Below are 21,080 nucleotides of genomic sequence, written 5' to 3' on the forward strand. Positions count from 1 at the left end.
TTACTTTTGTTTCGACAAAGCTTATAATAGCTATACATCCTGCGGTGCTCGTTATGGCTTAACGTGTTTTGAACCAATGGCTGTTTCACGGGAGTTCAACATCGGCGGGCGGCTGATATGCCTTCATTTTATGGAGGACCTCAAAACCCTGCCTGAGGACACCCACCTGCGAGAGCGGGTTCAGAAACAAGCAAGCCAGACGGCACTGCGGGACTATAATTTTAGAGTTCTTCCATGACTCTGACTGCTGTCAGGGCCTTTTTTTTGCAGGGGTATACATATAGATGCCGGAGGGGGAGACCATCACTTGCTGAAACGTACGTTTATCGGACTGCTCCGCAGCTTCGAACAAACAGGCGACAAGGCCAAGGATCCGCAGCTTAAATCCCATTATTACAAGTTATCGAAGGACAAAGCCTGGGAAGAAGTATTGTCCACGCTCAAGAAGATGCAAGGCTACAAAGTTCTTCATGACGTGCAATCGGTCGGGGAGATCGTGCTTGAAAAGAGAACGGTTACAGGCAGGACAATGGATATCACGGTGTCGGTCATCGGGGTCGGACCGGTAACATCGGCGGTGGATATTTATTCGGCTTCCCGCGGATCTCTTGGGGATCTGGGAGCCAATTATCGCATTATCCTGGACATTTACCGTACGCTCGACAAGAAGCTGTCTGCCTTCAAGACGACTCAGGCTTGAACATAAAAAAAGCGAGCGAAGGAGTTCCTCCTTGCTCGCTTTTCTCTATCGTGGAGGCGGCCTATTGCAAGGCGCGAACCGCTTCAACCGCTGCTTCATAGTTCGGATGCTCGGTCATTTCGCCAAGAACCTCAACGTATTGGATCGTGTTGTCGGCGTCCAGCACGAAGATCGAGCGCATGTCGAGAGCGAATTCCTTGATCAAGACGCCGTAAGCTTGACCGAACTCGTTGCCTTTGTAGTCGGACAGCAGGGTGACTTGATCGATGCCTGCCGCTCCGCACCAGCGGGCTTGGGCGAAGGGGAGATCGGCGCTGACGGTCAGCACGGCCACGTTGCTGCCGAGCTTGGCTGCTTCTTCGTTGAAGCGGCGGGTCTGGGCGTCGCATACGCCCGTATCGATGGAAGGAACGACGCTGATAAGCTTGATCTTGCCGGCATAATCAGCCAGGGATACGTTCTCGACGAGAGATTTGTTCAGGGAAAAGTCCGGCGCTTTATCGCCCTTTTTGAGCTCAGGACCAACGAGGGTGATCGGATTTCCTTTGAAAGCCGCTTGACGTTCTTGTGCCATGGGGAATTCCTCCTTCAACAATTCTTGGGATAGGAAATGCTAGACCATTATAATCGTTCGCTAACCGTGTTGTCCAATCGGCTAAGGAGGAGACGCCCTAATGATATTCCTGCGCTACGAAAGCTTCCGGGTCTACTTGAAGTCCTATCCGGTCACATCGTTGCTGATCGCGCTCAATATCCTCATGTACATCGCCCAGATGGCAAGCGGAGGGATGAACACCGGAACGCTGACCAGCCGTTTTTTATTCTATCAAAGCGCGCTGGACCCTTACGGTCTTGAAGAGCCTTGGCGCTACGTGACGTCGATGTTCGTTCACGGGGGATTGCAGCATCTGTTGTTCAACATGTTCGCCTTGCTCGTGTTCGCCCCTCCGCTGGAGAGGCTGCTCGGTTCCGCCAGGTACCTGGTCCTGTATCTGCTCAGCGGCGTTGCAGGCAACCTGATCGGCGCGGTCATCGTAACGGGCACTCAGCTGTCGCTGGGTGCTTCCGGGGCGATCTACGGCGTGTATGGGGCTTATCTGTTCATTGCGCTGCTGCGCAAGGGCATGATGGACAAAAGCTCCGAGCAGACGGTATACATCATTCTGCTGTTCGGGGTCGTCTATTCTGTCATCAATGTCGGCGTTGATCTGTGGGCGCATGTAGGCGGGGCAATCGGCGGCTTCCTCCTGTACGGACTGATGGACAAGAGGGAAAGATACCGCAAGGACCGCTATCGGCGGTAGCGGGGGGAGCATTCGATTCGATACGGAAGCTCATGAATGGGCATGTGAAAAAAGGCGTCCCATAAAATCTGGGAACGCCTTTTCTCATGTCCATGTTGCTACTCGCGGTTCGAGGAGGTGAAGATCATGATGTACTTCACGAGCTCCAGCAAGGAAATCAGCGCTGCAGCCACATACGTGAGGGCGGCGGCGTTGAGGACCTTGGCGACGCCGCGCTCTTCTTCGTTGCTGATGAATCCTTCGGACACCATCAGCTCGCGAGCGCGGTTGCTGGCATTGAACTCGACGGGCAGCGTGATCAGCTGGAACGCGACCGCTACCGAGAAGAATACGATGCCGGCGCCGATAAGGCCCGTGGCGGAGAACAGGAAGCCTGCGATCAACAGGAACGGCGCAATGCCGGAAGCGAAGTTCACGACCGGGAAGATCCGGTGGCGCAGAACCAGCATCGGGTAGCTAACCTTATGCTGGATGGCATGACCGACTTCGTGACAGGCGACGGAGATGGCCGATATGGAGCTTTCGTAGTAAACCGGCTCCGACAGTCTGACGACGCGATGAATCGGGTCGTAGTGGTCGCTGAGGCGTCCTGGGACCGGTTCGATCGGCACATCGTGGAGGCCGTTGGCATCCAGCATGCGCCTGGCAGCCTCGTAGCCTGTCATGCCGCTCATGGCAGGAACTTCAGCCCAGCGGTTGAACGTGCCCTTGACCCGGAACTGAGCCCAGATCGAGAGGCCGAAGGCGATCAGAATCAAGAAGTCCATCGGATGAAAAAACATAGTATCCCTCCATGCTGCATGGTTTGCGTTGGCTTACATGAAATTGCCTTTGTTCAGAATCAGCATCAGCGCCTCGATGCAGGCGGCCGTCTGCGGAATCAGCCGGTTGAAAGCCTGATTGGCCTGCTTGGGCTTGAGATTCTGGATGACGGGCTCAAGCTCTTTCACTTCACGCTCAAGCTGGCTTAGATGAAGCTGCAGATCACTCAGCTTCTGCGTGACTTGAGACACGGACGAGACTTTGTTCCAGCTGTCCAGCGCCTGCTTGATTTCATCCAACGTATATTTGTCTTTCTTCATTTGTTCTATACGCTTCAGCCGTTCCAAGGTTTCAATGCTGTAGAGCCGGTAATTTCCCTCGGAACGCGTCTCGGGGCTGATCAGGCCCAGCTTCGTATAATAATCGATTGTTCGCGCGCTGACGTTGGCCTGGCGGGACAATTCTCCGATTTTTAGCAGGTTCTCGTTCATTCTCCTCCACCATCCTTATAAACCCTAACGCTCTCTATTAAAAACTATGATAATCGCTAACGAACGATGCCGTCAAACAAACGGACTCCAAACAGCCCATATTTTAATGGAAGCGATTGCAGGAAACCTGACATGACCGTCCGGCAATCCAATCGCGGGCCCTGGAGACGACGCGAGAGGACTCGGACATGCCTCTTGAAATACGAAGGAACCAAGACGGATGGCTTGGTGAGAAGGCCAAACCGGTTAAAAAACATAACATTCGTTACGATTAGATAGGGGAATGTCGGATATCCTTTGCGTTTTTATTCAATTGTATATTGTCAAACCAGGTACTTCTGACTATAATGACATTAAGTCTTTCAAAACGTGTCAGATAAATTAACATTGGGGAGTGGTCGTTGTGGTCAAAAAAAGCTTGATATCTCTCGTTGCCCTGCTTGTGCTGTTCCCGGCAATGGCATTCGCGGAAGATCCTTCCGCCGGAACGCTCAACATGGGACTTAACGCCCTCTGGGTCATGCTGGCCGCCATTCTAGTCCTGCTCATGCAAGGCGGATTCATCCTTCTGGAAACCGGATCGACCCGCATGAAGAATGCCGGGCATGTCGCCGGCAAGACGATCTTTACCGTAGGCCTTTGTTCCCTGATCTACTGGGCCGTAGGGTACGGCATCGCATTCGGCGGCGAAGGCAACTCGTTCATAGGATGGGGAGACTTCTTCTTGAACCCGGCCAAGGCCTCGGTTGACAACGGCCTTCCGACAACAATCTTCTTCTTGTTCCAGCTTGCATTCGCGGCTGTATCGCTGTCCATCGCATGGGGCGGCTTCGCGGAACGCGCCAAGCTCTCCGTATACTTGATCTTCACGGTACTGTTCACAGCCCTCATCTATCCCGTTATCTCCCACTGGATCTGGGGCGGCGGCTTCCTTGCCAAGGACGGAGCGCAGGACTTCGCCGGCTCGACCGTCGTCCATTTGACGGGCGCATTGGCCGCATTCGCAGGCACCGTGCTGCTGAAGCCTCGTATCGGCAAATTCAACAAAGACGGCTCGGCCAACGAAATTCTCGGCCATAACCAAGTGTTCACGGCTTTGTCCGTATTGATCCTCTGGGTCGGCTGGTTCGGCTTCAACGCCGGCAGCACGGTTGCTATCGGCGACGGATTCTTCGGATACGTTGCATTCAACACCCAGCTCGGAGCGGCTGGCGGCGCTGTCGCAGCCCTGCTCATCTCCTGGGCGGTAATGGGCAAGGCCGACATCGGCACGACGCTGAACGGAGCTCTCGCAGGCCTCGTCGCCATTACAGCATCCTGTGCCTTCGTCGATCCTTGGGCGGCTGTCGTGATCGGCCTCGTAGCCGGCGTGCTCGTCTTCTTCAGCGCCCGTTTCTTCGAGAAAATCAAAGTCGACGATCCGATCTTCGCGATGTCCGTTCACGGCGCAGCCGGCATCTGGGGCACGCTCGCCAACGGCATTTTCGCCACGCAGGAACTGGCAGACAAAGTCGCGGTAGGCCGCGGAGGCCTCATTGACACCGGTTCCTGGCATCAGCTGTGGGTTCAGCTTGAATCGGTCGTCATCTGCGGCGCTTACGTTCTCGTCGTCAGCTTCGTGCTCCTCGGCATCATGAAGTTCGTCATGGGACTTCGGGTTACGGAAGAGCAGGAGATCGCCGGACTTGACCTCAGCGAGCACGGCAACTATGGCTATCCGGAGCAGCTGAAGAAAGCAAGCCAGAATATCCAAGCTTGATCCCGATCGGCTTCATGATATGCTGATAGCAAGAGGGGAGAGAGCCGAATGACGGATTTGGGATGGCAGCAGCTGCTGCAAAGTATAAGCAATGCGGACAATGCCGCAGGCTTGCGCCGAATCCGCGAATCTGTCCATGATATCATGATCAGCCGGCTGCCTCAGCAACAAACGGAACCATTCTACGGCGAGCTCAATGATGTGCATGATGCCATGGTCAGGCGCTGCATCTGGCTCGCGCAAAAGGAACTGGCACGGCTCGGGAAAGGCAATCCCCCCGTGCCTTTTGCGTATCTATTGTTCGGCAGCGGGGGCAGGATGGAACAGACCCTGTTCAGCGATCAGGATAGCGGGATGATCTACGCGGATCCGCAAAACGAGGCGGATACCGTTCATTGCAGGGAGTATTTCGAGCTTCTGGGAAAAGAGACGGTCCAATTGCTATTGGAGGCAGGATACCCTCTGTGCGAGGGCAATGTGCTGAGCAGCAATCCGGACTGGTGCAGCTCCTCCTCGGTATGGAAAGCGCGGCTGGGGGAATGGTTCAGGGAGCCGGCGTGGGAAGCGGTCCGGTACCTGCTGATCGTCGCGGACAGCCGCTGCGTGCACGGCAGCGCCGAGCTCCATGCCGACATGATGAACCACTTCTACGGCGATATCCTCGATTCGACGCTGATCGTGAGAAGGATGCTGGAGAATACGATGAAGCACAAGGTGCTGCTCAACGTATTCGGCCAGCTGCTCAAGGAGCAGTACGGAGCGGATGCGGGCAGTCTGGATATCAAGTACGGGGCTTACATTCCGATGGTGAACGCCGTAAGGATGCTGGCCATTGAAGCCAATCTTCGCGAGACTTCCACCCTCGGGCGGATTCGGCTTCTGGAGCAGGGAGGTGTCATCACCGCCGAAGACGCCAGGGAGTGGATGCAGACCTTCCGCTTGTTCCTGAGGCTTCGCATGATGACGACGGAAAAGCTCGAGGGAGGACAGTTCTCCACGAACGGGAAGCTGTCTGCCCGGAAGCTGAGCAAAGAAATGGCTGAGGAACTGAAAAGCGGCCTCAAGCTCGGGAAAAAGCTGCAGCGGCGTGTGTACAGGCACACGATGGGCAGGCTTTGACAAGAGCGGAGGGAGGTTGGAATGAAGGAAACCAAAGGCGTGAACCGGATGTGGCAGCTGTACAAGATGGGCGGCGTTACGCCGGCGATCGCCTCCATGCTCGGAGCGCAGAATGCGCAGCAGATGGCTTTCATGCGTTCGATGAACAAGGATCTGCGCAAGCAGGCAATGCTCGATACTCCGTTCGACGAGATGGAGACCATCGTTTTCGATCTGGAGACGACTGGCTTCTACCCTTATAACGGAGACGAAATCATCAGCTTCGGGGCGTTGCTGCTCAAGGGCGGGGCTGTGCAGGAGGATAAGTTCTTCTATAGCCTGGTCAATCCTAAAAGAAAGGTTCCTCTCCACATTACCGAGCTGACCGGCATCACGAGCGGAATGGTCGAGGAAGCTCCGGATCTCCTCGATGTCCTGCACAGCTTCATGGAATTCTGCGGCAGACGCCTGCTCATCGCCCATGGCAGCGGACATGACAAGCAGTTCCTCAATGCGGCTCTCTGGCGGACCTCGAAGGTGAACCTGTCGCATCGGGTGCTCGATACGATGATGGTCGCCAAGTGGCTGAACCCCGGCAGGGAAGCCTACGGGCTCGACGAGCTCCTGGAAGAGGAAGGCATCGCGGTCACCCAGCGGCATCACGCGCTCGAGGATTGCAGGATGCAGGCACAGCTATGGCTCAAATACTTGGACAGAATCCGCTCCCGCAATATCAAGACGCTCGGGGATCTATACGCGTACCTCAGCCAGCACTAGCTTGCGAAGTCCTGCATGGGACGGCCTGAACGCTGCGATGTCCGGCCGGTCTGCATCCATCAGCGAAACGATCCACATGACGAGCCCTCCGGCGATGCCGGAGGGCTCGTCCGCGTCGGAATAAGTCCAGATGGGGCTGGACCTGTCCAGATCGGACGGGAATGCGGGAGTGCTGGGATGGGAATGATAGAAGCCGGCAGCATCCAATCCTTCCCGGCGCATGCGATAGAAGAGCGCGACCCATTGCTCCGGTCCGAAGGCATAGCGGCTCCCGGAGTCGGCATGGCCGTTCGGAACGGGAAGGACGGCCGTTACGATCCGCAGGGGATCGTCCAAGCGGCATGCGGCGATGCCGCAGCATTCTTCGAGGGGAGAAGCCATGCAGTTCCGAAGCATGGCTTCTAGGGCATCCGGCGTAATCCGCGCGATGGGGGACATGATGATCACCTCTCGGGTTCGTGTGTCGCTGACTTCATGCGCCAAGTTGAGCGCCAGGTCCATTCATGATAACATGACGGTACTAATGTCTAACAGAGAATGAAGGTAGGTCGCGCTATGAAACGGACAGGCATCATCGTCGTATTGGCTTGCGCCGCGGTTTTGCTCGGCGGCTGGATGTGGAAGAGCGGTTCTCTCGCCTCGCTGACGACCTCGGGCAATCCGGCTTCCAAGCCGAAGGCCGGTTATGAGGCTCCCGCATTCACTCTGCCGGGTTTGGACGAGCTCCCTTATTCTGTTGGCGGACCGCGGGAGAAGCCGGTTTTGATTAATTTCTGGGCTTCCTGGTGCGGCCCTTGCGACATCGAAGCGCCGGATCTTCAAGCTTTGTATGAAAAATACGGCGACAGAATCGATTTCTACGGCATCAATGCGACCAGCTACGACCGTGAACGCGATGCGCGCAAGTTCGTAGACGAGAAGAAGCTGACCTTCCCGATTCCGATGGACCGGGAAGGAGAGGTCGCCAAGCTGTACAAAGTGAACAATTTTCCGACTTCGCTGCTGATCGGTCCGGACGGCAAAGTGCTGGAGCGGATACCGGGAGTCATCCCTCGCGAGGAATGGGAGAAGAAGCTGTCCGACCTGGTTGCAGGCGGAGGAGGCTCCTGACGCTCTTCCGGCTGTTCTCGTGAACGCGCCGGCATGCCTGTCCAGCGGGCAGGAGAGCTTTTGGCGAGAAGACATGAGGCCAATGGAAATGCACAGCAAAAGCCCGGCCAGGATATGGCCGGGCTTTTGCTGTCTGCTGCAAGAGCTCGAAAGAGGTTGGGCTGCTTGCAGTCCGGCCGGGCTTCGCCCGCAAGGGCATCTTGCCTTCAGGCAACGCTCAGTGGTTGATGACGCCTTGGCGGGGCGAATGGTCTTCGCCGACGGCAGGCTCGACCTTGGTCATGCCGAGAAGAGCGTATCGCAGGCTGTCCAGCAAGGCTTCCCAGCTTGCTTCAATGACGTTGCCGGATACGCCGACCGTATTCCAGCTGCTCGTGAAGTCGCTGGATTCGATCAAGACGCGGACCTTGGCTGCGGTCGTATCCTTCTCGTCGAGCACGCGGACCTTGTAGTCGGCGAGATGGATGTCGTTGATGCGCGGGAAGAACGGCAGCAGAGCCTTGCGGAGCGCATTGTCGAGCGCGTTGACTGGACCGTTGCCTTCGGCGGCGGTGTAGACGGACTCGTTGCCGACCCGCAGCTTCACGATGGCTTCGGTGACCATTCCGTGGGCTGTTTTTTCCAGCAGGATCTTGAAGGAATCCACCGTGAAAATCTCGTCCAGGCCGCCGAACGCATCGCGAAGCAGCAGCTCCATGCTCGCCTCGGCACCTTCGAACTGATAGCCCTGATGCTCCAGATCCTTGATCCGGTCGATGATGGATTTCGTTTTCTCGTTGTTCGCGCTGACATCCAAGCCCATTTCCTGGGCTTTGGAGATGACATTGCTTTGGCCAGCGAGCTCCGAGACGAGAATGCGCTGCTTGTTGCCGACGAGCTCGGGAGAGATGTGCTCGTACGTCTTGGAGTCCTTCAGGATCGCAGAGACGTGGATGCCACCCTTGTGGGCGAATGCGGCATTGCCGACATAAGGCTGTCCGACAGGCATGCTGACGTTGGCGATTTCGCTGATATAACGCGCCGCAGGAGTAAGCAGCTTCAAATTCGCTTCTTCGATGCAGGAGTAGCCGAGCTTGAGCTGCAGGTTCGGGATGATGCTGCATAGATTGGCGTTGCCGCAGCGCTCGCCATATCCATTGATGGTGCCTTGAACCTGGAGCGCCCCTGCTTGCACGGCAGCCAGCGTGTTGGCCACGGCCAGCTCGCAGTCGTTATGGGTGTGGATGCCGAGCGGAGCACTCAGCTCCGAGGCGATGCGGGAGACGATGCCGCCGACTTCACCTGGAAGCGTGCCGCCGTTGGTGTCGCACATGACGAGCCAGTCTGCTCCTGCTTCATGGGCCGTCCTCAGGACGGCAAGAGCGTACTCCGGATTGTTCTTGTAGCCGTCGAAGAAATGCTCCGCGTCGAAGATGGCTTCAAGCCCTCTCTGCTTCAGGAATGCGATGGAGTCCTGGATCATGGAGAGATTCTCCTCCAGCGTCGTTCCAAGTGCGGTGTGGACGTGGAAATCCCAGGATTTCCCGACGAGAGTCGCGGCCTGAACGCCTGAATCAGCGATCCGGAGCAAGCCGGCATCCTGATCGGCGACAGCGTTTTTGCGGCGCGTGCTTCCGAACGCCGTGATTTTGGCGCGAAGTCCGAGCTTTTGCACCCGCTGGAAAAATTCAATGTCCTTGCTGTTGCTTCCAGGATTGCCGCCTTCAATATAATGAACCCCCAGCTGGTCCAGCTTGCGGGCGATTTTGAGCTTGTCGTCGGCGGACAGGCTGATGCCTTCCCCCTGGGTCCCGTCGCGCAGGGTGGTGTCAAAGATGGAGATGGCTTGGTTCATACCGGAAGTGCCTCCTTTAATGTCTTAACCCAGCAATGTGTGAAAGCGTTCGACTCTATAATGCTCTATTATATCACCTTGCCATGTCAGGATAGAAGTGAAGATGCATAAATTTTCGCTCTTTTCGCTGGCGGAAGATGAAAAGGACCGAATTGGGCCTCTCTAAGAGGTTTTTGCCGCTCCGACAGGATCATAGGGGCAGGAAGAAGGTCCAGGGGGATTAAGGGTTGAAGTCTGCCGCAATGCCTCCGGTTTGTTGACCGTGATGGCAGGCAGGGGTATGCTGGTTAAACGAAGGGAAGGAGGAGGAAGGATGGGCGAGACGGAGACGGGCGGCGCGAGAAAAGGCCGGATCATTCTGCATTTGGACATGAACGCTTTTTACTGCTCGGTCCATGAAGCCGAAGAGCCTGAGCGATACGCGGGCAAGCCTACGGCCGTGGCCGGCAGCGTCGAGCTTCGCAAGGGAGTCATCGTCACCTGCTCCTACCCCGCGCGCGCTAAAGGCGTACGCACCGGTATGACGGTCCGGGAAGGCCTCAAGCGATGTCCGGAGCTCGTGCTCATCCAGCCGGATTTCAACCTCTACAGACGCTACTCGCGCGGATTCATGGAGATCGCTGCCGCTTATACGCCTCTGATGGAGACCGTATCCATCGACGAATGCTATCTGGACATCACGGGCTCAGGCATGTTCGGCAGTCCCGTGGAAATCGCGCAAGCCATCCAGGAAAGAGTGCGGCTGGAATGGTCGATACCCTGCTCGGTCGGCATCGGCCCGAACAAGCTGCTCGCTAAAATGGCATCCGATATGAAGAAGCCTTCCGGATTGACGATTCTACGCATACGCGATGTTCCGAGCCTTCTCTGGCATAAGCCCTGCGACACATTGTTCGGCGTCGGCCGCAAAACCGCCGACAAGCTGCGGAAGCTGAACATCGCGACGATCGGCGACCTTGCGGCAGCCGACGAATCGCTGCTGACTTCCCAGTTCGGCGTATACGGCGCCCATATGAAAGAAGCGGCCAACGGGATCGACCGCTCGCCGGTGCGGGAGACGAGGGAAGCGAGCAAGTCGGTCGGCCATACGACGACGCTCCCGGAGAATGCCACGCGGCGGGAAGACGTGCACCGGGTGCTGCTCAACCTGGCCCATCAGACCGCCCGCAGGATGAGGCGGAAGGGATTCCTCGCGGGAGGCGTGCAGATCACCGTCCGTTTCCCGGATATGACGACCCTCACCCGCTCCCGCGCGCTCGATAAGCCGATCGAGGATGCGGGCGTCATCCACCGCGAAGCCTGCAAGCTGTTCGATGAGCATTGGAAGGAAGTCGTGCCGGTCCGCCTGCTCGGCATCACCCTTCACAGCCTGCATCCCAAGGAAACGGCCGCGGTGCAGCTGGATTTGTTCGATTACGAAAGCGAGCCGCGCCGGGAGGCATTGACCAAGGCCATGGACGCCATGCGGGACAAATATGGAGAGGGTGCTGTGCTGACGGCCGGCATGCTCGGCGACGATCCTTCGACGCTCATCCGCAACCGCCGGATTAGGGGAACATCCTTGCAAATTGATGATGATTTTGTTATAAATTGATGTGTAAAGTCAGACTTATGACAGGGAATCATACACTTGCCTGGTCAAGGGAATGCTGATGATGCATGACACATAGAGGAGGGAATACCATGTCTAAATATACTTGGGTTGACAAAGATACCTGCATCGCATGCGGAGCTTGCGGCGCAACGGCCCCGGATATCTACGATTATGATGATGAGGGATTGGCCGAGACGATCTACGACAAGGACGGCAACACCGGCACGAAGGCGATTCCTGAGAGTCTGTACGAAGATCTGCAGGACGCTGCGGATGGCTGTCCGACGGATTCCATTCAAATCGCGGACGAACCGTTCAATATGTAATTCTTTCCATGAACTTATCATGCCTGCTCCCGGCTGCCGGGAGCAGGTTTTTTTGGTTCGGACGCCGAACAATATGTTCTTCGGCAGCCGATATTAGGATGGAAAGGAACGGGAAGGGGGCGGCGGATTGGATAGCGGAGAAAGCGTAGAACCTGATCAGGGAGGCGGTACCGGGATCGAGGAGCTGAAGGCATACGTCAAGTCGCATCCAGGCAACAGGCTTGCCTGGTTCTTTCTCGGCAAAGCTTACGCGAGGCAGGGAATGGACGCCAAGGCCAACTATTGCTACCTCAAATCCGGCAGCGTGTACGAAGCGTTCGAAAACGAAGCCCATCCGCTGACGCTCGGATCGGGACCGCTGCATGCCATGCTCGAAACCTGGGATCGGGACAGGAGGCGCAAAAAGGGAGCGGCAAGGATTCTGCTCGCAGTCCTCGCCGCGTTCATGCTCACTTCCGTGGCGGCCGCTCCAGGCATGCCAGGCGTGCCGACGCAGCTGTCCCAGACCGTCAGCCTGCCTGAAGGAAGTAAGGCTGGGGAAGTCCCGCCAGCCGCATCAGTGGCATCCAAGGCCGGCATGAAGCGAACCGTTGTCTGGGTGGACAGCGATAAGACGGGGAATGCAGCCGCAGCAGCGATCGGGGCTCTGGAAAGCGATGACGCTCTTCCATCCGCAGCCGCATTCACGCTGGCACGATCCGGAGGCTACTATTGGTGGCGGGCGGGCGCCAAGGGAGTGCTGGAAGCTTCCCGCTCCGACGGAAAAGGATCTTATGCCGTGCAAACGGCCGATAATGAGGACTGCGCATGCGAAAGCGGCTTGTCGGAGGCAGCGGACCGCCGGATCCGTGATGAGACTATTATTCAGGAGCAGGCCTGGTCGACGATCAGCGGCATCAGGCAATTCAAGCGGCTCAACGGGAAATGGCCGGATTCCGCCGAACAGCTTGCAGGAGATTACCCGCATAATATCCTTCCTGGGCTGCCTGACGAGGCGGAGGAGCATTTCCCCGAGTGGCTGCTCCAGGCTCGTCAAGGCGATGCGGGCGCTTCAGCAAGCGGAGGCGCTGGCGGAGCGGCGCAGCCAGCGGCGGGAAAGGCTGCCGGCAAGGAAGGCGTTCTGCAGGAGGCGATGACGGCGACGCTGAAGATCGTCGTCGACCCGCATTCGAGACAGCTTGCGCTCATGAGCGGCGCCGTCGTCGTCCGTGCCTACCCGGTAGGCGTCGGTGGCGGCAAGACTCCGCGCGGAAGCTTCGCCATATCCGAGAAAGTGCGCAACCCGAACGGAAGCTCCAAAGGTCCGTTCGGAAGCAGGGGCATGACGCTTTCGGATACTCGGTATGCCATTCATGGTACGGACGAGCCGGATTCGATCGGAACCGATCGCTCGCTCGGCTGCATCCGCATGGCGAAGGCTGATCTCGAGGAGCTGTACGATCTTGTGCCGCTCGGAACGGAAGTGGCGATCGGCGACGGAAAGCTGGCCTTCCTGCAGCGGCAAGGGGAAGCTGAAAGCGAGAAAAGCCGCTACAAGGTGCGGCCGGGTTCCCGGGAAGAAAATCCGGACAAGGTATACGACTGGCTGTAGGGCTTGGGCTGATCAGCTGAAGATCAGAAGCAGGATCATGACGATGGCGAATACGGCGAAGATGGAGGCGGCCACAATGATGGCCTTGCGGTTCGGCTGCTGACTCGCCGGAGCCTTTCTCGTCGGAGGCTTGCGTTTGGCTGTGCTCATGCTTATCGACCTCTCCTGAAGAATGATGGCAGTGCTTGTACGGTCATTGTAATCGCTTGCATAAGAATTGGGCAAGCCTTTCATCCATTCGCAAGGCAATTCCGCCGATGTCCCCATGCGGGGGATTTTCCTTGGAGAATAGAAATAAGCAACTCCAGGATGAAATGCAAGCGCTGCCCGAAGCACTGGCGGCCTTTTCTTTTGGTGCTGAACAAGATAAACTGAAAGGCAGAGCCTTTTTTTGCCGTATGGGTTGGATTCGTACGGCCAACATCTCTACATACCTATGCAAACGTCCGCCGCCACTAGGACGGCGAAGCCGTTTTGCTTGAACGGAAACGGAGTGGACTTCTTGCTGTACCAATACTTTGCCAAGCCGTTCTTTTTCCGGCTTGATCCGGAAAAAGCGCATCATCTGGTCATTGACGGCCTTCATCAAGCTGCCCGAATGCCGGGCATGACCGCCTTATTGCGCGGCATGTACGGCGTGCCGGAATATCCCGAGCTCAGCATGGATCTTCTGGGGCTCTCCTTCGCGCATCCCGTAGGTCTTGCCGCGGGACTGGACAAAAACGCAAAGTCCGTGGAAGGCTTCTCCAGCGTCGGCTTCGGGTTCATGGAAGTCGGCACCGTAACGCCGCTACCCCAGCCTGGCAACGAGCTGCCGAGACTGTTCCGGCTTCCGGCCGACGAAGCGCTGATCAACCGGATGGGCTTCAACAACGACGGAGCCGCCGCCATGGCCGGGAGGCTCGGCAGCCTGTCCGCCAGGCCGATTCCTGTATTCGTGAACATCGGCAAAAACAAGGCGACTCCGAACGAGCTCGCCCATGAGGATTACCGGCGCTGCGTCAAGGAGCTGTTCGCATACGGCGATCTGTTCGTCGTCAACATCAGCTCTCCCAATACGCCGGACCTCAGGGCGCTTCAGCTTGGAGACGAGCTGAAGACGCTGCTCCAGGCCGTGAAGGAAGAGATGGCCGTACAGGCCGCCCGGCTTGGATCAGAGCCGAAGCCGGTGCTGGTCAAGCTGGCGCCGGACATGACGCCGGAGCAGCTTGCCTTCTCGGTCGATACGATCGCTGCGAGCGGAGTGGAAGGCATCATCGCGACAAATACGACGCTGTCCCGCGACGGGCTCACTCATGCCAACGCCTCGCAGGCCGGAGGCATGAGCGGCCGTCCGCTGCGCGAGAGATCGACGGAAGTCGTGGCTGCCATCTACAAGCAGACCGGCGGGAAGCTGCCGATCATCGGATCCGGCGGCATCTTCACGGCGGAGGATGCGTATGCCAAAATCAGAGCGGGCGCATCGCTCGTGGAGATTTACACCTCGATGATCTACAAGGGTCCGGGGATCGTGAAAGAAATCGCGTCAGGTCTCAGGGAGCTGCTGCTCCGCGATGGGCACTCCCATCTGCGCGAAGCTATCGGCGCCGATCATCATTGACAAGACAGGAGGCGGACGGATGGACGGCCGGGATTGGAACCAATTTCTGCAGCCTTATGAACAAGCGGTAGAGGAAATGAAAGTGAAATTCAAAACGCTGCGGACCGAGCTCAAAGCCCGGGAATCCTACGCGCCCATCGAATTCGTGACCGGCAGGGTCAAGAAAATATCCAGCATCATGGATAAAGCCCGCCGCTTGAACGTGCCGATGGATCAGCTGGAAACAGGCATCGAGGACATCGCAGGCATCCGCATCATGTGCCAGTTCGTCGACGACATCCTGCGGGTCGCTGCGATCATCCGTTCCAGGCAGGACTTGAAGCTGGTCTACGAGAAGGATTACGTCACCAACTTCAAGGACAGCGGCTACCGCAGCTATCACATGATCGTCGAGTATCCGGTGCAGACGGCGATCGGCTTCAAAAAAGTGCTTGCCGAGATTCAGATCCGGACGCTGGCGATGAATTTCTGGGCGACGATCGAGCATTCGCTCAATTACAAGTACAAGCAAAGCCTGCCGGAGGAAGTGAAGCTGAGGCTGCGCAAGGCATCCGAAGCGGCATTCAACCTCGACACGGAGATGTCGAGCATCCGGCATGAAATTCTGGAAGCGCAGATCGGCTTCGAGGAAGGCTCCAATATCGTCAACAAAGTGCTGAGCGATATCCAGGACCTGTATTTCTACAGGCGGGTGCGCGAGGCGGTGCAGTTCCAGCTCAAGTTCAACGAGCTGTGGGAGCAGGGAGACACGTTCGAGCTCAAGCAGCTCGCGCAGGAGATCCAGTACTCTCTCCACAAGGCGAGAAAAGGCGGAAGCCCATCCGATTAAAACGGTTCCGGCTTCTTCCCGATGAATAGATCATCTGCGCTTGCCGGATACGGGCAAGCCTCGACGCACGGCAAAGCGGGACGATGTTGTCCCGCTTTTGGCATTTTCACCCGAATCCAGAGGAATCCTCGAGGAATAGATGCAATCGAAAGGAATGATGGTTGATGGTCAAAAGAATTCGACTCGACAAGCTGCTCTCATCCATGGGATACGGCTCCAGAGCCGAGATCCGAAGAGTCGTCAAGACAGGGATCGTGACCGTGGACGGCTCGGTCGAGAAGGACAGCGGCCGCATCCTGGATCCCGGCTCCGAGCAGGTCCGGTATGATGGAGAGCTTGTGGAGTACCGGGACAAGATCTATCTCGTGATGAACAAGCCTCCCGGAGTCATATCGGCGACAGAGGATGCCCGAGACCGGACGGTGATCGATCTGCTCGATCCGCGGGACCGTGTGCTGGAGCCGTTTCCTGTCGGAAGGCTGGACAAGGATACAGAAGGGCTGCTGCTGCTGACGAACGACGGCCAGCTTGCGCATGATCTGCTGTCTCCGCGCAAGCATGTGCCGAAGACATACTTTGCGCTTGTGGAAGGCGACACGCCCGTAGGCGAGAAGGACAGGGAGCAGTTCGCCAAGGGAGTTACGCTTGAAGACGGGTACACGACTTTGCCGGCAGAGCTCGCCATCGAAGGCATAGCCGAGCCGGAGGCAGGAGAGAGCGCTGGCGTAACGACCCGGATCCGGCTGACGATCCACGAGGGCAAGTTCCATCAGGTGAAGCGGATGTTTCTCACTACAGGGCGCAAGGTCACTTATCTGCAGCGCATATCCATGGGCTCCCTCGAGCTTGACGGCACTCTCGGCCTGGGGGAATATCGCGAGCTTAGCGCGGCCGAGCTGGAAGGACTGAGAAGCGCTTCGTCCATAGAGGACGGTAAAGATTGATTATAGCTGTGTTGAAACTTGTATGCGGCTTCAGGATATGAGTAAATGAAGTTGTCGGACCGACGCATCCTCTACTGGAAGGAGGCTGATACAAATGGATCAGGCATACGAGGTGGTCTCCGCCTAAGGCGGAGGCCATGCCAAAAAGGGAGGCCCTAATCAGGCCTCCCTCGTTATTTTTCAGGCAAGGAAGGATTACGCAAGCAGACAGCGAATACCATTAAACAGAACTGTTGCAAAAAGCAACAGTCAACATTTTGAAAGGAGGCGCAGCAAATATGAAAATCATGAACATGATTTCCGTTGCTGTAAGGCAAAAAGGCATTCTTGCCGCTAGTCGTCGTTTGGTCGTCAAGGGTTACGCAATTGAGGAGGTAGGGAACCTTGAATTACAAAAATGGAAAAGACGTGCTTCCCCCTAGTTTGCTGCAGGAGCTGCAGAAATACATCAACGGGGAATTGATTTATATTCCGAAGCAGCAGGAAAGGCGCGCTGCATGGGGAGAGCTTAGCGGCTCCCGGAAGATGATTCAGCGCCGCAACGAAGATATTTACCGGCACTACCTGCGTGGCCTGACCTTGGCGGATCTGGAGAAGAAATTCCATCTTTCCGTCGAGAGCCTGCGCAAGATCGTGGTCAGGATGAGAGCAGCCGGCGTCCGCCTGGAGACGGCTGCAGGTTCCTCGGCCTTGCGGCCGGAAGGAACCGGCGTCCATTCCTGATCATGGCAGCCGTGAAACCGCTTGTCCGGCATCCAATCAAAAAGAACCGCCACTCCATTATAGGAGGGCGGTTCTTTTTGATTGGCAAATGATTGACTGCGCAGCAGCTTGATCTATACCAGGAAAACTTGGGATACGATGACGAGCAGGATGAACAAGACCAGAATGATCGCCGTGCTTGTGTAACCTGCGCCAATTCCCGGGCCATAGCCTGCACCTGACATATGGTTCCTCCTCTGCGGTTCCGGCAGCAATGCTGCTCTGTACGATAACCTATGCCCGCCGGGCGGATGTGACTAGACATTCGCCCAGTTGAGGGGATAAATGGGCAGGAGCCCGCTTGGAGGAGGGGAATCAGCGTCCGCTGCGGCGGCCGGGGCCGGAACTGCCGGGCTTGCCGCCGCGGCGAGCGGAGCCCGCGCTGCCGGATGAGCCGCGTGTGCCGCCGGATGAGCCGCGTCCTGCTCCGGAGGCGCCGCGGCTGGAGCCTGAAGCTCCGCCGCGACTGCCTTTGCTGCCGCCTGAAGCTCCGCGTCCTGCTCCGGCAGCACCTCTGCGATTGCCGCGGCCAGTACCGGAATCGCCGCTGCCCTCCGAGTTGAAGCCATGGCCAGGGAAGGCGGGCTGTCCGGATGCTCCGGCAGACCTTCCTTGAGCCGGTCCGCGGCCGCGGACCGATGGGCGGGCGGACGGAGCGGACTCGTCGGTCCAGCTGCGAGCCGTCTTGGCCCCTGCCGAGGAGGCGGCGCCAGCACCAGCCCTGCCTGCCGGCTTGGCTGCGAAGCGGCCTGCGCGCTCGGACGGAGAAGCTTCTGTGCGCGAACCGGAACGGCCGCCTCCTGCATTGGAACGGCCTCCCGAGCGTCCGCCACCGCTATCGCGGGAGCCTGGGCGGCTGGAGCCGCGGCCGCCGGCTGGAGCCTTGCGTGCGCCGGAGCTGCGTCCGCCCGTGCGAGGGGAGCGCGGCTCGGCATCAAAGCGCTCGGTGCCCGCTTCGAGTCCGATGCCGTACTCCGAGCCTTGGATGCGCTTGATGGAGGCGCGGATTTTTTGCTCCACAGCCTCGAGGCTCGCACGGTCGCGGGCAGTGGCGAGCGTGATCGCTTTGCCGGATTCTCCCGCACGGCCCGTCCGGCCGATCCGGTGGATATAGGTGTCGCCGTCGGCAGGGGCGTCATAGTTGAACACATGGGTGACGCCTTCAACGTCGAGACCGCGCGCCGCGACGTCCGTCGCGACGAGCACCTGCAGCCTTGCCGAGCGGAACCGCTTCATGACGGCTTCGCGCTTGGCTTGCGTCAGATCGCCGTGCAGCTCGTCGGCGGGGACGCCGGCTTCCTGCAACGCTTCGGTGAGCTTCTTGGCGCGCAGCTTCGTGCGGCAGAAGACGACCGCAAGATACGGGTTCTCCGTCTCGAGCAAGCGGAGCAGGAGCGGCTGCTTGTTGCGGTCTGTCGTGATGACGACGCGCTGCTCGATGGCGTCGAGCGTCACGGCCGCGCTCTTGATGCGGATATCCTGAGGCACGTCCATATAACGGGCAGCCAGCTGCTTGACGGCATCCGGCATGGTGGCCGAGAACAGCATCGTCTGGCGCTTGACGGAGCATTGGTCGATAATGGCTTCCACTTCGGACAGGAAGCCCATGTGGAGCATCTGGTCGGCTTCGTCGAGCACGAGCATGCGGATGGAGCTCAGCGTGACCGTCTCCCGCCGCAAGTGGTCGAGCAGCCTGCCCGGAGTCGCCACGACGACATGCGGGGCGGCATTCTTGAGCTTGCGGATCTGGGATTCGACGTCTTGCCCGCCATAAGCGGCCAGCACGGTAATGCCGAGCACAGGGGCCAGCTTGGCCAGCTCGCCCGTAATCTGTATGGCAAGTTCTCGAGTCGGCGTGAGAATCAGAGCCTGCGTATATGTTTTGCCCGGATTGATCTGTTGAAGGGCAGGCAGAGCAAATGCAAGCGTTTTGCCTGTGCCGGTCTGAGCTTGTACGATAACGTCCTTTCCTTGGAGAAGGACGGGAATTGCTGTCTCCTGCACCGGAGTCGGCTCCGAGATGCCTTCCTGCGCCAGGCGTCCGGCAAGCTCGGTCCTGATGCCGAGGGCGGTGAATGATGATGACATGAATGGGGTTCCTCATTTCCTGATTGTGCGCCGGCGCCTGCCGGCTTCGCTGTATCCTTACCAGTATACCAGCAAGCGCGGGCGGATGCACACGGCATCGGCTGAATTTCCTTCGCATTCGACGGCGTTTTTTTGCCCGCCGACTCCGGGTATGGTAGTCTGTGACGGACAAAGGAATATTATGAGCCTGCAAAGGAAAGGATGATGGAGGATGAACGGAAGCAACCGTGCGTCTATCCGGCCGGGCATGACCGTAGATATCGTGCTCAAGCAAGACCAGAGAAGCGGCAAGCTGACCCGAGGCATCGTGAAGGATCTGCTGACCAAATCGCCTACGCATCCGCACGGGATCAAGGTGCGGCTGGCAGACGGCCAAGTCGGGCGGGTCAAGACGATTATTGACGGCCAGCCGGCTGCCGAAGGGAACTGAAGGTGGCCTTCGGGATCCGAAGAGAAGAGCTGCAGAGCTGGAAGAAGGCCGTTGACCGGGGAGAACTGACTTTCTTGACCCATTATTGGATCGACGAACGGTTTCCCGGCGTCAAAACCGTGACAAAGGCCGGCTGCAGCGACATCGTCAAGCTGGAGTCATGGTGCCGCAAGCATGGGCTTGATCCTCGGCATATCCACCGCAGGGAGCGCTATCCTCATATGGATTTGTTTGGTCCGGCTCAAATCCGGGTATTGCAAGCGGAAGGCTTGCAAAATCATTTGGCACGTTTTGGTATCGACACTTGAAAAAGCCCAAATCATGAGTTACACTAAAAAAGTGCGTTACTTAAGTAACTAAAAAACCCACTTTATTGGAGGTATAACCACATGTCTTCCGAACAATTTTTCGCAGCGGTAAAAGGTCGTCGTTCTCTTTATGCCATCAGCAAGGAAAAAGTGGTCTCCGAAGAAAAAGTGCAATCCATCATTGAAGAAGCCGTCAACTATACGCCATCGGCATTCAATTCCCAAAGCTCCCGCGTGCTGGTGCTGTTCAACGAGCAATCCGACAAGCTGTGGGATCTGACGCTGGAGACGCTTCGCGTCGTGACCGGCGGCGGCGAAGGCTTTGACCAGACCGAGCAGCGCATGGCGGGCTTCAAAGCCGGCTACGGCACGGTATTGTTCTTCGAGGACGAGAATGTGGTGCGGGGCCTTCAAGATCAGTTCCCGACCTACCAGGACAACTTCCCGAAATGGTCCAGCCATTCGTCCGGCATGCTGCAGTTCGTCGTATGGACGGCACTCGAGGCCGAAGGTCTCGGCGCTTCCCTGCAGCATTACAATCCGCTCATCGACGAGCAGGTCAAGCAGTCTTGGGAGCTGCCCGAGAGCTGGAAGCTGATCGCTCAAATGCCGTTCGGCAAGCCTACGGCTCCTGCAGGGGAAAAACAGTTCGCTCCAATCGAGACTCGCGTCAAAGTCGTCAAATAAACGGCTGAGCGATAGGCTGGTCCGGGTTACCCGGGCCAGCCTTTTTTGCTGTTTTGGAGATGAGCTCGTTCCGGCATTGTTAAGCT

General features: G+C 57.6%; 24 protein-coding genes, 1 other RNA gene and 2 pseudogenes. 18 read left to right on the forward strand and 9 right to left on the reverse strand.

The window, feature by feature from the left end:
- The first annotated feature begins 33 nt into the window (after window positions 1-33).
- Window positions 34-218, forward strand: a non-coding RNA gene (gene ssrS, locus AC06G8_RS08490) — 6S RNA.
- A gap of 89 nt (window positions 219-307) precedes the next feature.
- Window positions 308-598, forward strand: a pseudogene (locus AC06G8_RS08495) (DUF1499 domain-containing protein); the annotation flags it as partial.
- A 29-nt stretch (window positions 599-627) separates the two neighbouring features.
- Here the strand turns inward: AC06G8_RS08495 and AC06G8_RS08500 are convergent.
- Window positions 628-666 (reverse strand): annotated as a pseudogene (locus AC06G8_RS08500) (hypothetical protein).
- A gap of 95 nt (window positions 667-761) precedes the next feature.
- Window positions 762-1,274, reverse strand: coding sequence for a thiol peroxidase (gene tpx / locus AC06G8_RS08505; protein WP_048744925.1), 513 nt, complete (start codon window positions 1,272-1,274; stop codon window positions 762-764).
- A gap of 100 nt (window positions 1,275-1,374) precedes the next feature.
- On the opposite strand from tpx, the gene AC06G8_RS08510 reads away from it, so the two are divergent.
- Window positions 1,375-2,004 carry a rhomboid family intramembrane serine protease gene (locus AC06G8_RS08510; RefSeq protein WP_447661988.1) on the forward strand — a complete coding sequence of 210 codons (630 nt, stop codon included), beginning with the start codon at window positions 1,375-1,377 and terminating at the stop codon, window positions 2,002-2,004.
- Between the two features lie 98 nt (window positions 2,005-2,102).
- Here the strand turns inward: AC06G8_RS08510 and AC06G8_RS08515 are convergent, their stop codons facing one another.
- Window positions 2,103-2,786 (reverse strand): zinc metallopeptidase, encoded by a 684-nt coding sequence (locus AC06G8_RS08515; protein WP_447661987.1) that lies wholly within the window; start codon window positions 2,784-2,786, stop codon window positions 2,103-2,105.
- Between the two features lie 33 nt (window positions 2,787-2,819).
- On the reverse strand, window positions 2,820-3,257 hold the full coding sequence (locus AC06G8_RS08520) for a helix-turn-helix domain-containing protein (RefSeq protein ID WP_480285021.1): 438 nt from the start codon (window positions 3,255-3,257) through the stop codon (window positions 2,820-2,822).
- A gap of 403 nt (window positions 3,258-3,660) precedes the next feature.
- Here AC06G8_RS08520 and AC06G8_RS08525 point away from each other — a divergent pair, with 403 nt between their 5' ends.
- The 3 genes from AC06G8_RS08525 to AC06G8_RS08535 are packed head-to-tail and all read left to right on the forward strand — an operon-like array spanning window position 3,661 to window position 6,891.
- Window positions 3,661-5,016, forward strand: coding sequence for an ammonium transporter (locus tag AC06G8_RS08525; protein ID WP_447661985.1), 1,356 nt, complete (start codon window positions 3,661-3,663; stop codon window positions 5,014-5,016).
- Between the two features lie 48 nt (window positions 5,017-5,064).
- Window positions 5,065-6,135: a DUF294 nucleotidyltransferase-like domain-containing protein gene (locus AC06G8_RS08530; RefSeq protein ID WP_480285022.1), complete on the forward strand. Its 1,071-nt coding sequence runs from the start codon at window positions 5,065-5,067 to the stop codon at window positions 6,133-6,135.
- Window positions 6,136-6,156: 21 nt separating this feature from the next.
- Window positions 6,157-6,891 carry an exonuclease domain-containing protein gene (locus AC06G8_RS08535; RefSeq protein ID WP_447661983.1) on the forward strand — a complete coding sequence of 245 codons (735 nt, stop codon included), beginning with the start codon at window positions 6,157-6,159 and terminating at the stop codon, window positions 6,889-6,891.
- On the opposite strand, the gene AC06G8_RS08540 is transcribed toward AC06G8_RS08535, so the two are convergent.
- Complete coding sequence (locus AC06G8_RS08540; RefSeq protein WP_447661982.1) at window positions 6,865-7,329, reverse strand: M67 family metallopeptidase; 465 nt, start codon at window positions 7,327-7,329, stop codon at window positions 6,865-6,867. The two genes, AC06G8_RS08535 and AC06G8_RS08540, sit on opposite strands and share 27 nt — an antisense overlap.
- Window positions 7,330-7,446: 117 nt before the next feature.
- Between AC06G8_RS08540 and AC06G8_RS08545 the strand changes: the two genes are divergently transcribed.
- Window positions 7,447-8,001, forward strand: coding sequence for a TlpA family protein disulfide reductase (locus AC06G8_RS08545; RefSeq protein ID WP_480285023.1), 555 nt, complete (start codon window positions 7,447-7,449; stop codon window positions 7,999-8,001).
- Window positions 8,002-8,218: 217 nt separating this feature from the next.
- On the opposite strand, the gene cimA is transcribed toward AC06G8_RS08545, so the two are convergent.
- Window positions 8,219-9,835: a citramalate synthase gene (gene cimA / locus AC06G8_RS08550; protein ID WP_480285024.1), complete on the reverse strand. Its 1,617-nt coding sequence runs from the start codon at window positions 9,833-9,835 to the stop codon at window positions 8,219-8,221.
- A gap of 313 nt (window positions 9,836-10,148) precedes the next feature.
- On the opposite strand from cimA, the gene AC06G8_RS08555 reads away from it, so the two are divergent.
- From AC06G8_RS08555 to AC06G8_RS08565, 3 genes are all read left to right on the forward strand, one after another.
- Window positions 10,149-11,429: a DNA polymerase IV gene (locus AC06G8_RS08555; protein WP_480285025.1), complete on the forward strand. Its 1,281-nt coding sequence runs from the start codon at window positions 10,149-10,151 to the stop codon at window positions 11,427-11,429.
- An 89-nt stretch (window positions 11,430-11,518) separates the two neighbouring features.
- Window positions 11,519-11,755, forward strand: coding sequence for a ferredoxin (locus AC06G8_RS08560; RefSeq protein WP_447661977.1), 237 nt, complete (start codon window positions 11,519-11,521; stop codon window positions 11,753-11,755).
- Between the two features lie 127 nt (window positions 11,756-11,882).
- Window positions 11,883-13,346, forward strand: coding sequence for a L,D-transpeptidase (locus AC06G8_RS08565; RefSeq protein WP_480285026.1), 1,464 nt, complete (start codon window positions 11,883-11,885; stop codon window positions 13,344-13,346).
- 12 nt (window positions 13,347-13,358) lie between these two features.
- Here AC06G8_RS08565 and AC06G8_RS08570 read toward each other — a convergent pair whose 3' ends face one another.
- On the reverse strand, window positions 13,359-13,496 hold the full coding sequence (locus AC06G8_RS08570; RefSeq protein ID WP_447661974.1) for a hypothetical protein: 138 nt from the start codon (window positions 13,494-13,496) through the stop codon (window positions 13,359-13,361).
- Between the two features lie 352 nt (window positions 13,497-13,848).
- Here AC06G8_RS08570 and AC06G8_RS08575 point away from each other — a divergent pair, with 352 nt between their 5' ends.
- The 5 genes from AC06G8_RS08575 to AC06G8_RS08595 all read left to right on the forward strand — a co-directional run bounded on the left by AC06G8_RS08575 (window position 13,849) and on the right by AC06G8_RS08595 (window position 17,442).
- Window positions 13,849-14,946 (forward strand): quinone-dependent dihydroorotate dehydrogenase, encoded by a 1,098-nt coding sequence (locus tag AC06G8_RS08575; RefSeq protein WP_480285027.1) that lies wholly within the window; start codon window positions 13,849-13,851, stop codon window positions 14,944-14,946.
- A gap of 19 nt (window positions 14,947-14,965) precedes the next feature.
- Window positions 14,966-15,775 carry a GTP diphosphokinase gene (yjbM, locus tag AC06G8_RS08580; protein ID WP_447661973.1) on the forward strand — a complete coding sequence of 270 codons (810 nt, stop codon included), beginning with the start codon at window positions 14,966-14,968 and terminating at the stop codon, window positions 15,773-15,775.
- Window positions 15,776-15,939: 164 nt separating this feature from the next.
- Window positions 15,940-16,719, forward strand: a complete 780-nt coding sequence (locus tag AC06G8_RS08585) for a pseudouridine synthase (RefSeq protein WP_480285028.1) — start codon at window positions 15,940-15,942, stop codon at window positions 16,717-16,719.
- A 278-nt stretch (window positions 16,720-16,997) separates the two neighbouring features.
- On the forward strand, window positions 16,998-17,141 hold the full coding sequence (locus AC06G8_RS08590) for a hypothetical protein (RefSeq protein ID WP_021881895.1): 144 nt from the start codon (window positions 16,998-17,000) through the stop codon (window positions 17,139-17,141).
- A complete protein-coding gene (locus AC06G8_RS08595) occupies window positions 17,104-17,442 on the forward strand; it encodes a CD3324 family protein (RefSeq protein ID WP_447661970.1) in 339 nt (112 codons plus the stop codon). Before AC06G8_RS08590 ends, AC06G8_RS08595 begins: the two co-directional genes overlap by 38 nt.
- 113 nt (window positions 17,443-17,555) lie before the next feature.
- On the opposite strand, the gene AC06G8_RS08600 is transcribed toward AC06G8_RS08595, so the two are convergent.
- Both AC06G8_RS08600 and AC06G8_RS08605 read right to left on the reverse strand, forming a co-directional pair.
- A complete protein-coding gene (locus tag AC06G8_RS08600) occupies window positions 17,556-17,666 on the reverse strand; it encodes a YjcZ family sporulation protein (RefSeq protein ID WP_447661969.1) in 111 nt (36 codons plus the stop codon).
- Window positions 17,667-17,796: 130 nt separating this feature from the next.
- Window positions 17,797-19,569: a DEAD/DEAH box helicase gene (locus AC06G8_RS08605; RefSeq protein ID WP_480285029.1), complete on the reverse strand. Its 1,773-nt coding sequence runs from the start codon at window positions 19,567-19,569 to the stop codon at window positions 17,797-17,799.
- Between the two features lie 211 nt (window positions 19,570-19,780).
- On the opposite strand from AC06G8_RS08605, the gene AC06G8_RS08610 reads away from it, so the two are divergent.
- The 3 genes from AC06G8_RS08610 to AC06G8_RS08620 all read left to right on the forward strand — a co-directional run bounded on the left by AC06G8_RS08610 (window position 19,781) and on the right by AC06G8_RS08620 (window position 20,994).
- A complete protein-coding gene (locus AC06G8_RS08610) occupies window positions 19,781-19,999 on the forward strand; it encodes a YwbE family protein (RefSeq protein ID WP_447661966.1) in 219 nt (72 codons plus the stop codon).
- 74 nt (window positions 20,000-20,073) lie between these two features.
- Window positions 20,074-20,307: a hypothetical protein gene (locus AC06G8_RS08615; RefSeq protein WP_480285030.1), complete on the forward strand. Its 234-nt coding sequence runs from the start codon at window positions 20,074-20,076 to the stop codon at window positions 20,305-20,307.
- 81 nt (window positions 20,308-20,388) lie between these two features.
- Entirely contained in the window at window positions 20,389-20,994 is a 606-nt protein-coding gene (locus AC06G8_RS08620) for a nitroreductase family protein (RefSeq protein WP_447661964.1), read from the forward strand.
- The last annotated feature ends 86 nt before the right edge of the window (window positions 20,995-21,080 follow it).

Source organism: Paenibacillus sp. SJS-P3, from assembly GCF_056711585.1.

Bases quoted from the DNA above. Each gene is read 5' to 3' on its own strand.
- tpx (WP_048744925.1), bottom strand. From the start codon at position 1,274: ATGGCACAAGAACGTCAAGCGGCTTTCAAAGGAAATCCGATCACCCTC.
- AC06G8_RS08510 (WP_447661988.1), top strand. From the start codon at position 1,375: ATGATATTCCTGCGCTACGAAAGCTTCCGGGTCTACTTGAAGTCCTAT.
- AC06G8_RS08515 (WP_447661987.1), bottom strand. From the start codon at position 2,786: ATGTTTTTTCATCCGATGGACTTCTTGATTCTGATCGCCTTCGGCCTC.
- AC06G8_RS08520 (WP_480285021.1), bottom strand. From the start codon at position 3,257: ATGAACGAGAACCTGCTAAAAATCGGAGAATTGTCCCGCCAGGCCAAC.
- AC06G8_RS08530 (WP_480285022.1), top strand. From the start codon at position 5,065: ATGACGGATTTGGGATGGCAGCAGCTGCTGCAAAGTATAAGCAATGCG.
- AC06G8_RS08535 (WP_447661983.1), top strand. From the start codon at position 6,157: ATGAAGGAAACCAAAGGCGTGAACCGGATGTGGCAGCTGTACAAGATG.
- AC06G8_RS08540 (WP_447661982.1), bottom strand. From the start codon at position 7,329: ATGTCCCCCATCGCGCGGATTACGCCGGATGCCCTAGAAGCCATGCTT.
- AC06G8_RS08545 (WP_480285023.1), top strand. From the start codon at position 7,447: ATGAAACGGACAGGCATCATCGTCGTATTGGCTTGCGCCGCGGTTTTG.
- cimA (WP_480285024.1), bottom strand. From the start codon at position 9,835: ATGAACCAAGCCATCTCCATCTTTGACACCACCCTGCGCGACGGGACC.
- AC06G8_RS08555 (WP_480285025.1), top strand. From the start codon at position 10,149: ATGGGCGAGACGGAGACGGGCGGCGCGAGAAAAGGCCGGATCATTCTG.
- AC06G8_RS08560 (WP_447661977.1), top strand. From the start codon at position 11,519: ATGTCTAAATATACTTGGGTTGACAAAGATACCTGCATCGCATGCGGA.
- AC06G8_RS08570 (WP_447661974.1), bottom strand. From the start codon at position 13,496: ATGAGCACAGCCAAACGCAAGCCTCCGACGAGAAAGGCTCCGGCGAGT.
- yjbM (WP_447661973.1), top strand. From the start codon at position 14,966: ATGGACGGCCGGGATTGGAACCAATTTCTGCAGCCTTATGAACAAGCG.
- AC06G8_RS08585 (WP_480285028.1), top strand. From the start codon at position 15,940: ATGGTCAAAAGAATTCGACTCGACAAGCTGCTCTCATCCATGGGATAC.
- AC06G8_RS08590 (WP_021881895.1), top strand. From the start codon at position 16,998: ATGAAAATCATGAACATGATTTCCGTTGCTGTAAGGCAAAAAGGCATT.
- AC06G8_RS08600 (WP_447661969.1), bottom strand. From the start codon at position 17,666: ATGTCAGGTGCAGGCTATGGCCCGGGAATTGGCGCAGGTTACACAAGC.
- AC06G8_RS08605 (WP_480285029.1), bottom strand. From the start codon at position 19,569: ATGTCATCATCATTCACCGCCCTCGGCATCAGGACCGAGCTTGCCGGA.
- AC06G8_RS08610 (WP_447661966.1), top strand. From the start codon at position 19,781: ATGAACGGAAGCAACCGTGCGTCTATCCGGCCGGGCATGACCGTAGAT.
- AC06G8_RS08620 (WP_447661964.1), top strand. From the start codon at position 20,389: ATGTCTTCCGAACAATTTTTCGCAGCGGTAAAAGGTCGTCGTTCTCTT.